The 10,098-nt window shown below is 70.8% G+C and carries 8 protein-coding genes and 1 pseudogene; 5 read left to right on the top strand and 4 right to left on the bottom strand.

Annotation, left to right across the window (positions count from 1 at the left end):
- Positions 1-762, top strand: a 762-nt coding sequence (locus GTW67_RS27030; RefSeq protein WP_161167396.1) for an amidohydrolase family protein, incomplete at its 5' end; no start/stop codon positions are given.
- A gap of 14 nt (positions 763-776) precedes the next feature.
- On the opposite strand, the gene GTW67_RS27025 is transcribed toward GTW67_RS27030, so the two are convergent.
- Complete coding sequence (locus GTW67_RS27025) at positions 777-1,658, bottom strand: S1 family peptidase (RefSeq protein WP_161166139.1); 882 nt, start codon at positions 1,656-1,658, stop codon at positions 777-779.
- Between the two features lie 235 nt (positions 1,659-1,893).
- Here GTW67_RS27025 and GTW67_RS27020 point away from each other — a divergent pair, with 235 nt between their 5' ends.
- Positions 1,894-3,105 carry a pyridoxal phosphate-dependent aminotransferase gene (locus GTW67_RS27020; RefSeq protein ID WP_161166140.1) on the top strand — a complete coding sequence of 404 codons (1,212 nt, stop codon included), beginning with the start codon at positions 1,894-1,896 and terminating at the stop codon, positions 3,103-3,105.
- 103 nt (positions 3,106-3,208) lie between these two features.
- Positions 3,209-3,637 (top strand): SCO4983 family protein, encoded by a 429-nt coding sequence (locus GTW67_RS27015; protein WP_161166141.1) that lies wholly within the window; start codon positions 3,209-3,211, stop codon positions 3,635-3,637.
- 180 nt (positions 3,638-3,817) lie between these two features.
- Here GTW67_RS27015 and GTW67_RS27010 read toward each other — a convergent pair whose 3' ends face one another.
- Positions 3,818-5,650, bottom strand: a complete 1,833-nt coding sequence (locus GTW67_RS27010; protein ID WP_161167395.1) for a phosphoenolpyruvate carboxykinase (GTP) — start codon at positions 5,648-5,650, stop codon at positions 3,818-3,820.
- Between the two features lie 331 nt (positions 5,651-5,981).
- On the opposite strand from GTW67_RS27010, the gene trhA reads away from it, so the two are divergent.
- Both trhA and GTW67_RS27000 read left to right on the top strand, forming a co-directional pair.
- Complete coding sequence (gene trhA, locus GTW67_RS27005; RefSeq protein WP_161167394.1) at positions 5,982-6,695, top strand: PAQR family membrane homeostasis protein TrhA; 714 nt, start codon at positions 5,982-5,984, stop codon at positions 6,693-6,695.
- A gap of 62 nt (positions 6,696-6,757) precedes the next feature.
- A complete protein-coding gene (locus GTW67_RS27000; RefSeq protein ID WP_161167393.1) occupies positions 6,758-7,483 on the top strand; it encodes a Mut7-C RNAse domain-containing protein in 726 nt (241 codons plus the stop codon).
- Here GTW67_RS27000 and GTW67_RS26995 read toward each other — a convergent pair.
- Positions 7,480-9,888, bottom strand: a complete 2,409-nt coding sequence (locus tag GTW67_RS26995) for a galactose oxidase family protein (protein WP_161167392.1) — start codon at positions 9,886-9,888, stop codon at positions 7,480-7,482. The two genes, GTW67_RS27000 and GTW67_RS26995, sit on opposite strands and share 4 nt — an antisense overlap.
- A pseudogene (locus GTW67_RS26990) lies at positions 9,885-10,098 on the bottom strand (glycosyltransferase family 2 protein); the annotation flags it as partial. The gene GTW67_RS26995 and the pseudogene GTW67_RS26990, both read right to left, overlap by 4 nt.

Genomic DNA, 10,098 nt, shown 5'->3' with positions numbered 1-10,098 from the left:
TTCACCCTCGACACCTATCCGTACACCCCGGGCTGCACGACCCTGGTGGCGCTGCTGCCGAGCTGGGCGAGCGAGGGCGGCCCGGAGCAGATCCTCAAGCGGCTGGCGGACGACGACACCGCCGAGCGCATCCGGCACCACCTGGAGGTGACCGGCTCCGACGGCTGCCACGGCGTGCCCGTGGAGTGGGAGACCATCGAGATCTCCGGCGTGAGCGACCCGGCCCTCGCCGAGTACGTCGGCCGCACGGTCCTGGAGTCGGCCGGGCTGCGCGGCGAGAGCCCGTGGACGGTCGCCCGGCGCCTGCTGCTGACCGACCGGCTGGCCCCGACGATCCTCCAGCACGTCGGCCACGAGGAGAACGTCCGCGCGATCATGCGGCACCGCGTCCACACCGGCGGCTCGGACGGCATCCTCCAGGGCAGCAAGCCGCACCCGCGCGCCTACGGCACCTTCCCGCACTACCTCGGCCACTACGTGCGCGAGCTGGGCGTGCTCTCGCTGGAGGAGTGCGTCGCCCACCTCACCGGGCGCCCGGCGGCCCGGCTGCGGCTGCCGGACCGGGGCAGGATCCGCGAGGGGTTCCGGGCCGACCTGGTCCTCTTCGACCCGGCGACGGTCGCGGCCGGCAGCACGTACGAGGAGCCGCGCCGGCTTCCGACGGGCATCCCGTACGTGCTGGTCGACGGGCGGTTCGTGATCGAGGACGGCCGGCGCACCGACGTACTGGCCGGGCGGTCGGTGCGCCGGAGCCCGCGCTGAGCTACGGCTCGGGACTACGGCTTGGGCAGGACGCAGCCGCTGCGGGAGAGGTCGAGCTTGCTGTCGAGGCCGAAGCAGGCCGGGATCTGGTAGGTCTCCTGGGCGTAGTTGATGCCCTTGCGGACCGTGACCGTGCCGTTCTCGGCGACCTCGCAGGGGTTGTTGTCGGTGCAGCGGGCGCCGTCCTCGTTGCCCGTGTTGTTGACGGCGACGACCCTGCCGGTGGCGTTGTCGACGACGGGCGACCCGGAGGTGCCGCCGATGGTCTGGCAGGCGGAGGTGTAGCGGACCGAGTCCTTCCAGGTCCACTCCCCCTCCTTGAGCCGGTAGACGAACCCGTCGACGTTGCAGGCGTAGGTCCGCTTCCAGTAGCCGGAGACGACGGTGATCGCGGTGCCGGCCGTGGGGTGGGTGCCGTTCAGGGTGAGGGCGCTGATCCCGTAGGAGCTGCGGATCTGGGCGTACGTGCTGGTGAGCTGGTAGAGCGAGACGTCCGTGTCGGTCATCGTCGCGTAGGCGATCTTGCTGGCGCGCAGGGTGCCGACGCGGGTGCCGGAGGCGTTGAGCAGCCCGAAGGTCCGGCTGGAGGGCTGGTCCACGACGACCTCGCCGGCCGCGGGGAAGCCGGTCTCCAGACAGTGGCCGTTGGACATGACCAGCGCCGGGTCGTCGTCCTCGGACGCGGGCAGGCGGACGACGGAGCCGGAGCAGTTGCTGAGCGCGACGGTGCCGGCGAAGTTCACGGCACGGGCGGCGGGAGCCGCGGGTGCTGCGGGTGACGCGGGAGCCGTGCGTGCCGCGGGTGACGTCGGGGCCGCGGGTGACGCGGCCGCCGGTGCCACGCCGACCCCGGTGACGGCCAGGGTGGCGAGCGCGGCAAGGAGAGGCTTGTTCATGTGGGGGTCCCCTCTATGGAGGGCACCGGCCGGAGGTCTTCCGGACGGCACCCGGATTGTCATGAGCATTTTTATGACGGAGAGGGGTGCGGGCAAGGACCGGTATTCGGCCGCCAGTTGGCGCGATCCCGCCCACCGACTACGGGCGCGGGCACCGGCGGCCACCGGGGCGCGCGCGTCTCACGTGGTGGAAAACACGGCCCATGGGTCGTAACCGGGTCGTAAGCTCGCGGACATGCAGGTGATCCAGTCGACCAAGCTCGCCAACGTCTGTTACGAGATCCGGGGCCCGGTGCTCGAGGAGGCGATGCGGCTGGAGGCGGCCGGTCACCGCATCCTGAAGCTGAACACGGGCAACCCGGCGGCCTTCGGCTTCGAATGCCCGCCCGAGATCCTGGAGGACATCCTCCGCAACGTCTCGACGGCCCACGGCTACGGCGACGCGAAGGGCCTGCTGGCCGCGCGCCGGGCGGTCGTCATGCACAACCAGACCCTCGGCATCGAGACGGACGTCGAGCACGTCTTCATCGGCAACGGCGTCTCCGAGCTGATCGTCATGGCGATGCAGGGCCTCCTCGACGACGGCGACGAGGTCCTCGTCCCGGCGCCGGACTACCCCCTGTGGACGGCCGCCGTCTCCCTGTCCGGCGGCACGGCGGTGCACTACCGCTGCGACGAGCAGTCCGACTGGATGCCGGACCTCGCGGACGTGGAGCGGAAGATCACCGACCGCACCAAGGCGCTGGTGATCATCAACCCGAACAACCCGACCGGCGCCGTCTACGACGAGGCGATGCTGCGCGGGCTGACCGACATCGCGCGCCGGCACAACCTGCTGGTCTGCTCCGACGAGATCTACGACAAGATCCTCTACGACGACGCGGTGCACACCCCGACCGCCGCGATCGCCCCCGACCTGCTCACCCTCACCTTCAACGGCATGTCCAAGGCGTACCGGGTGGCCGGCTACCGGGTCGGCTGGATGTCGATCTCCGGGCCCCGCGCGCACGCCGAGTCCTACATCGAGGGCCTGACGGTCCTGGCGAACATGCGGCTGTGCGCCAACATGCCGGGCCAGCACGGTGTGGTCGCGGCGCTCAGCGGGCGGCAGACCATCAACGAGCTGGTGCTGCCGGGCGGGCGGCTGCGCGAGCAGCGGGACGCCGCGCACGAGGCGCTGACCAGCATTCCGGGCGTGACCTGCGTGAAGCCGAAGGGGGCGCTGTACCTCTTCCCGCGGCTCGACCCCAAGGTGTTCAAGATCAAGGACGACCGGCGGATGGTCCTGGACCTGCTGCGCCAGGAGAAGATCATGGTCGTCCAGGGCACCGGCTTCAACTGGCCCGAGCCCGACCACTTCCGCGTGGTGACCCTGCCGACGGCCTCGGACCTGCGCGAGGCCGTGGGGCGGATCGGGAACTTCCTGGACGGCTACGGTCAGCCCTAGCCGCTCACCGTAGGTGTACAGGGCATCCGATCTTGTGATCGGCTCAACTTTAGATTGATTCCAATGTAGGATGGCTTCCTGAAAGCGTTGAGGAGGCCGTCCCATGTACGAACCGATCCGCAGCAAGTCGGTCCACAGCACGGTGGCCGGCAGCATCTCGGACTTCCCCCACCGCTCCCGCGACGAGGAGCTGGACATTCAGCTCGCGGGTCATCTCGCGGCCCTGCTCACCGCCACGGACGAGCTCCGTGCCCTGGCGCCGTCCGAGGAGCTGGACACGGCGGCCGACCGGCTCGCGCAGCAGGTCGCCCGGCTCCGGGGAGGCCACGCGCCGGCCCGGGTGCCGGTGACCGCCGCGCCGGCCGCGTCCCGTCCGGCGGCACTGCACCGGCGGGCGCACACCCTGGCGAGCCGCGCCCTGGTCGTGGCCGCGTCCCGTGCCGACACGGCGGTCGCGATCCTGACGGCGGAGCGCATGGACGCGCATGCGGCGGCACTGGACCCGCGCGAACTGACGACTGCGTCTGCTTGAACCGAGACAAGTCAAAGGGCCGGGTCCGTCGCACGCCGTTGTGCGGGGACCCGGCCCGAGTGGGGCCTCCCTTGCTCCGGGACATCGAGCTACTGGAGCGTGAGGAGGTCCCTCGCGGCCGGCCTTCGTGACGGCTGTGCAGGTCAGGGCTAGCCGGACCGGCCGCGGAACCAGGGGGGATCAGCCCAGGCGCTGCACCAGCGCGCGGTACTGGTCCCACAGCTCGGTGGGCGTGTGGTCGCCGAAGGTGTTCAGGTGCTCGGGGACGAGCGCCGCCTCCTCGCGCCACACCTCCTTGTCGACGCTGAGCAGGAACTCGAGGTCGGACTCGGGCAGGTCGAGGCCGTCGGTGTCCAGGGAGTCCTTCGTCGGCAGGACGCCGATCGGGGTCTCCACGCCGTCCGCCTTGCCCTCCAGGCGCTCCACGATCCACTTCAGGACGCGGCCGTTCTCACCGAAGCCGGGCCAGACGAACTTGCCGTCGTCGTCCTTGCGGAACCAGTTGACGTAGTAGATCTTCGGCAGCTTGGACTGGTCCTTGTCCTTCGCCACGTCGATCCAGTGCCCCATGTAGTCGCCCATGTTGTAGCCGCAGAACGGCAGCATGGCGAAGGGGTCGCGGCGCAGCTCGCCGACCTTGCCCTCGGCGGCGGCGGTCTTCTCGGAGGCCACGTTGGCGCCGAGGAAGACGCCGTGGTTCCAGTCGAAGGACTCGGTGACCAGCGGGACGGCCGTGGCGCGGCGTCCGCCGAAGAGGATCGCCGAGATCGGCACGCCCTTCGGGTCCTCCCATTCCGGCGCGATGATCGGGCACTGCGACGCCGGCGTGGTGAAGCGGGCGTTGGGGTGCGCGGCCGGGGTGCCCGACTCGGGCGTCCAGTCGTTGCCCTTCCAGTCCGTCAGGTGGGCCGGGGTCTCCTCGGTCATGCCCTCCCACCACACGTCGCCGTCGTCGGTGAGGGCGACGTTGGTGAAGACGGAGTTGCCCCACAGGGTCTTCATGGCGTTGGCGTTGGTGTGCTCACCGGTGCCGGGCGCGACGCCGAAGAAGCCGGCCTCGGGGTTGATCGCGTACAGGCGGCCGTCCTCGCCGAAGCGCATCCAGGCGATGTCGTCGCCGATGGTCTCCACGGTCCAGCCGGAGATCGTGGGCTCCAGCATGGCGAGGTTGGTCTTGCCGCAGGCCGACGGGAAGGCGGCGGCGACGTACTTGGGCTCGCCGGTGGGCGGCGTCAGCTTCAGCACGAGCATGTGCTCGGCGAGCCAGCCCTCGTCGCGGGCCATGACGGAGGCGATGCGCAGGGCGTAGCACTTCTTGCCGAGCAGGGCGTTGCCGCCGTAGCCGGAGCCGTAGGACCAGATCTCGCGGTCCTCGGGGAAGTGCGAGATGTACTTGGTGCTGTTGCACGGCCAGGGGACGTCCTCCTCGCCCTCGGCCAGCGGGGCGCCGAGGGTGTGGACGGCCTTGACGAAGAAGCCGTCGTCGCCGAGCTCGTCCAGGACGGGCCGTCCCATGCGGGTCATGGTGCGCATGGAGACGGCGACGTACGCGGAGTCGGTGATCTCGACGCCCAGCGCGGACAGCGGGGAGCCGAGGGGGCCCATGCAGAAGGGCACGACGTACATGGTCCGGCCGCGCATGGAGCCGCGGAACAGGCCGCCCTCGCCCTTCTCGCCGGTGAAGATCTCCCGCATCTCGGCGGGGGCCTTCCAGTGGTTGGTCGGGCCGGCGTCCTCCTCCTTCTCGGAGCAGATGAAGGTCCGGTCCTCGACGCGGGCGACGTCGGAGGGGTCGGAGGCCGCGTAGTAGGAGTTGGGGCGCTTGATCGGGTCGAGTTTGCGGAAGGTGCCCTTCGCGACGAGCTCCTCGCACAGGCGCTCGTACTCGGCCTCGGATCCGTCACACCAGACCACGTTGTCCGGCTGCGTCAGTTCGGCGATCTCGTTCACCCACGAGATCAGCTCCTGGTGCTGGGTGGGGACGACGGGGGGAGCCGCGATGTCGCGCGCCACGATTGCTCCTAAATGAGGGGTTTTTGTTTGGAGGCCCCGTGGGGGCTGCGACCCGGATGCGTCACGCGAGGAGCTCACGCTGCTCATCCGGTGCCGACCGCACTCATTTGATCATCCGACGAGAGTGCCCATATGTCCAGAGGGCCTCACACCTGAGCGGCGTGAGGGTCGCCACGTACCAGCGGTTGTCTCCGTGTTTTTTTGCGTGCGCCTGGATTTCGCCTGGAACTTCTTTTACTCGGGCGGGTACTCCCGTGAGACGATGGCCACTTGCGTCCACCCGACGCCCGTACTGATGCGTAACTTACGGTCCCGTAGGTACGATGTGTACATGACTGCGTCCGCCTCCGACGCGCCCAGGGACACGCAGGCCGCAGGCCGCGGTCCCGTAGCGCTCTCCCTGCCGCATCCGGTCAAGCCCAAGCTGCGCGGTTGGCTGCACCTCGGCATGTTCCCGGCCGCGCTCGTCGCGGGCCTGGTGCTCACCGCCCTCGCCGACTCGCCCAGAGGACGCGTCGCCTGCGGGATCTACGCACTCACGGCGTGCCTGCTGTTCGGAGTCAGCGCGCTCTACCACCGGGGCGACTGGAGCCCCCGCATGGACGGCGTGCTGCGGCGCCTCGACCACGCCAACATCTTCCTGATCATCGCGGGCACCTACACCCCGCTCACGATGCTGCTCCTGCCGGACTCCCAGGGACAGTGGCTGCTGTGGGGCATCTGGGCCGCCGCCGCGGCCGGCATCGCCTTCCGGGTCTTCTGGGTCGGCGCCCCGCGCTGGCTCTACACCCCCTGCTACCTCGCCATGGGCTGGGCCGCCGTCTTCTACCTGCCCGAGTTCATGCGGGCCGGCGGCGTCGCCGTGCTCGTCCTGGTGATCGTGGGCGGGCTCCTCTACAGCGCGGGCGGCGTGATCTACGGCATCAAGCGCCCGAACCCCTCACCGCGCTGGTTCGGCTTCCACGAGGTGTTCCACTCCTTCACCCTGGCGGCCTTCATCGCGCACTACGTCGGGATCTCGCTGGTGGCCTACCAACACGCGTAGCCCCGCACCGGGCGCCGGAAAAGACCGAGGGGGCCCGGTCTCCCGCGTGGCATCCTGACCGGGTGAACGGTCCCGAGATCCACGTCGAGTTCGCCCCCGGGCTGCGCCTGTTCGTGCCCCGGGCCCGCCCCACCGGCACCGCCCGCGCCGCCACCGACGGCGTCTCCACCCTCGGCCACCTCGTCGAGTCCCTCGGCGTCCCCCTGACCGAGGTCGGCACGCTCCTCGTGGACGGCCGCGAGGTCCCGCCCGGACACGTCCCCACGGGCGGCGAGTCGGTGACCGTGCGCGCCGTCGAGCACCCCCAGCGGGTCCCGGGCGCGCCCCTGCGCTTCCTCCTCGACGTGCACCTCGGCACCCTCGCCCGCCGGCTGCGGCTGCTCGGCGTGGACACGGCGTACGAGTCGACGGACCTCGGCGACCCCGCGCTCGCCGCGCTGTCGGCGGCCGAGCAGCGGGTCATGCTCAGCCGCGACCGGGGCCTGCTGCGCCGCCGCGAGCTGTGGGCCGGCGCCTACGTCTACAGCACCCGCCCCGACGAGCAGCTGACGGACGTCCTGGACCGCTTCCGGCCCGAGCTGCGGCCCTGGACCCGCTGCACCGCCTGCAACGGCCTGCTCAAGCGGGCCACCAAGGAGGAGGTCGCGGACCAGCTCAAGGGCGGCACCGAGCGCTCGTACGACGTGTTCGCCCAGTGCACGGCGTGCGGAAGGGCGTACTGGAAGGGCGCGCACCACGAGCAGCTGGAGGCCATCGTGGAACGCGCCCTCGCCGGACGGGAGCCCTAGGGCTTCGCCCGCAGATCCCCCTTGCCGCAGGCGATGCCGTCGCGGTCGGGGTCCAGGCGCAGTGGGTCGTCCTTGCCGTTGACCTCCAGGCGGCCGTAGTCGTTGCGGGCCAGCCAGGCGCAGCGGGCGGCGGTCGTCCTCTTCACCTCGGCCGGGAAGGCGGTCGGCACGCAGACGTTGGCGGAGCCGTAGTGCCGGTCGCAGCCGGAGACGGTGGGGCTCACCGGCTGCGAGGCGCGCTTCCTGCCCGGGCCCGTGACCTTGCCGCGCGGGGCGTCGGCGAAGGAGTGGACGTGCGCCGAGGCGTCCTTCGCGGCGAGGGCCGCGGGGCCCTGGAGGTGCACCCACTTCGCCACCGAGGGCACGCCGTTCGCGTCGACCGCGAAGAGCATGTACCAGCCCGGCGGGGCCAGGTTCGGGTTGCTCGTCACGTTCAGGTCGACGTTGTTCCCGTCCACGGACAGCGGCAGGTCCACGAACCGCTGGTTCGGGTCGGAGGAGTGGGTGACGGCGGCCGGGCGGATCAGCTCGGCCTTGGCGATCGGCCGGTCGACGGTGATCCGCTGAGTGTCCCCGTAGGTCCACTCGGTGTCGATCACCGAGGTGATCGCGGGCCGCTCCCCCCTGAAGAGGTACGGGGGCGTGTAGACCGACACGTCGTGGTTCCAGGAGCCGTTGCCCGGGTTGTCGCCGGTGGACATCACGCGGCCGTCGGGCAGCAGGAACGACGACGAGTGGTAGCCGCGGGCCTCCGGGTCGGCGGCGACCGGGTCGAAGGTCTCCGTGGCCGGGTCGAAGATCGAGGACTCGAAGACGGGGTTCGCCCGGTTGTGCAGCGCGCCGCCGGTCTCCAGCACCTTGCCGTCGGGCAGCAGCACGGCGGAGACGTACATCTTGCCCTGGTTCCCGGTCTCGGGCACCGGCCCGGCGCCGAGGTCGACCGTGCCCTGCGGAAGCGGGGGCCCGGCGGCGTAGGCGGGGTCCGGCTGCTTGAGGTCGATGATGTCGGTCAGCCGGTTCGCGTCCGGGTTGGCGTCGATGTTGCCGCCGCCGATGGTCAGCACCCTCTGGTCCTGCGCGGGCGGCAGCAGCACGCTGGCCGACTGATCCCGTACGTCCTTGTCCTGGAGGCCGGGGACCTGGGTGACGGTGTTGGCGTCGTAGTCGTAGATCGCCGAGCCGGTGCCGGGGATGTTGTTGCCGAAGACGTGGCTGCCGGAGTAGAAGAGGCGGCCGTCCTGCATGAGGATCATCGACGGATACAGGCCCCAGTACGACCAGGTCTGGTTGACCTGCCAGGCCGGCAGCCACTTCTGCTCGGCGTCGGACCAGCGCTCGGCGGTCACCGAGCCGGTGGAGTCCTCGCGCAGCCCGCCGAAGGAGACGACGTCGCCGTTGCCGAGGATCGTCGCCGACGGGTACCAGTGGCCGTCGTTCATGTCGTTGGTCTTCGTGTACGTCTCGGTCTCCGGGTCGAAGACGTACGAGTCCTTGAAGCCCTGGTAGCCGACGGTGCCGTCCGCCGACGGGTAGCCGGCGTTGCCGCTCATGACGAGGACGCGGCCGTCCTGGAGCTGGACGTGCCCGGCGCAGAACATGTCCTTCGGCGTCGGGATCGTCCGGTACGCACCGGTCGCCGGGTCGTACACCGCCGACGTGAAGGTGCCCGCCTCGAACATCTCCGGGTCGTTGCCGGAGCCCGCGATCAGCAGCACCTTGCCGTTGTGGAGGACGACGGAGTGCATGGAGCGGACCGGGTTCTCGGTGGGCAGCACGTCCCAGCGGCCGTCGGCGCACTCCGCCGCGGTGCCGGTGCACTCCGGGTCCGGGACCGGCTCGGCGACCTGCTCCATGGCGTAGTCGTCGGTGGTCGCGGAGCCGGTGCCGTAGACGGAGACGCCCCAGCTGATGCGGTCGGTGCCGGCCGGGACCTCGGGCGTGCGGACACCCGCCTCGGTCCAGCCGGCGGCCATGCCGAGGGTCTTGAGGTCCGTCCAGTACTGCCAGCCCGCGGTGGCGTCGTGCCGGAAGAGGGTGAGGGACGCGTCCGGGGTGGTGGTCTTGTACCAGAGGGACAGGTCGTACTGCCTGCCCGCCGTCACCACGGGCGCGCACGCGGCGGACTCGGTGATCAGGGCCTTGCGGTCGCCGTCCGCCCGGCGGGTCAGCTCGACCTTCATGGCCTTGGCGCCGGTGTGCGCGTCGGCGGTGGTGGTGAAGGCGAAGTCGTTGTCGCCCCAGCCGGACTTCTCCCAGCAGTACGGCATGCCGTCGGTGCCGGCGGTCTCGAAGCCGGGGTTCTTGACCAGATTGGCGGCGGAGGCGGGCTGGGGCGCGGTGAGGAGCAGCCCGGTGGTGAGGGCGCCCACCGCCAGCACCGCCGTGCTTCTGCGGCTGTGTCTCATGCGGCACTCCTTGCCGTGCGGCTCTTGCGGCTCGTGCCCTCCGTGCCCTCCGTGCCTTCCGTGCGCCCGGCGCGGACCCTGCGCGGCAGGTACACCAGCGCCTCCGTCCCGGCGAAGCGCAGGACGAAGGTGATGACCAGGGCCAGCGCGGTGGCCGGCAGCACGGCCAGCCCGAACTGGCCGACGAGCAGGGCGATCAGCGGGATGCGA

The organism is Streptomyces sp. SID5910, assembly GCF_009862125.1.
GTDB lineage: Bacteria > Actinomycetota > Actinomycetes > Streptomycetales > Streptomycetaceae > Streptomyces.
The sequence above is the reverse complement of the archived record's forward strand: the minus strand, read 5'-3'. Positions and strand labels throughout refer to the sequence as shown.

Excerpts from the sequence above, each read along its gene's own strand:
- GTW67_RS27025 (WP_161166139.1), bottom strand. The coding sequence starts at position 1,658 with ATGAACAAGCCTCTCCTTGCCGCGCTCGCCACCCTGGCCGTCACCGGG.
- GTW67_RS27020 (WP_161166140.1), top strand. The coding sequence starts at position 1,894 with ATGCAGGTGATCCAGTCGACCAAGCTCGCCAACGTCTGTTACGAGATC.
- GTW67_RS27015 (WP_161166141.1), top strand. The coding sequence starts at position 3,209 with ATGTACGAACCGATCCGCAGCAAGTCGGTCCACAGCACGGTGGCCGGC.
- trhA (WP_161167394.1), top strand. The coding sequence starts at position 5,982 with ATGACTGCGTCCGCCTCCGACGCGCCCAGGGACACGCAGGCCGCAGGC.
- GTW67_RS26995 (WP_161167392.1), bottom strand. The coding sequence starts at position 9,888 with ATGAGACACAGCCGCAGAAGCACGGCGGTGCTGGCGGTGGGCGCCCTC.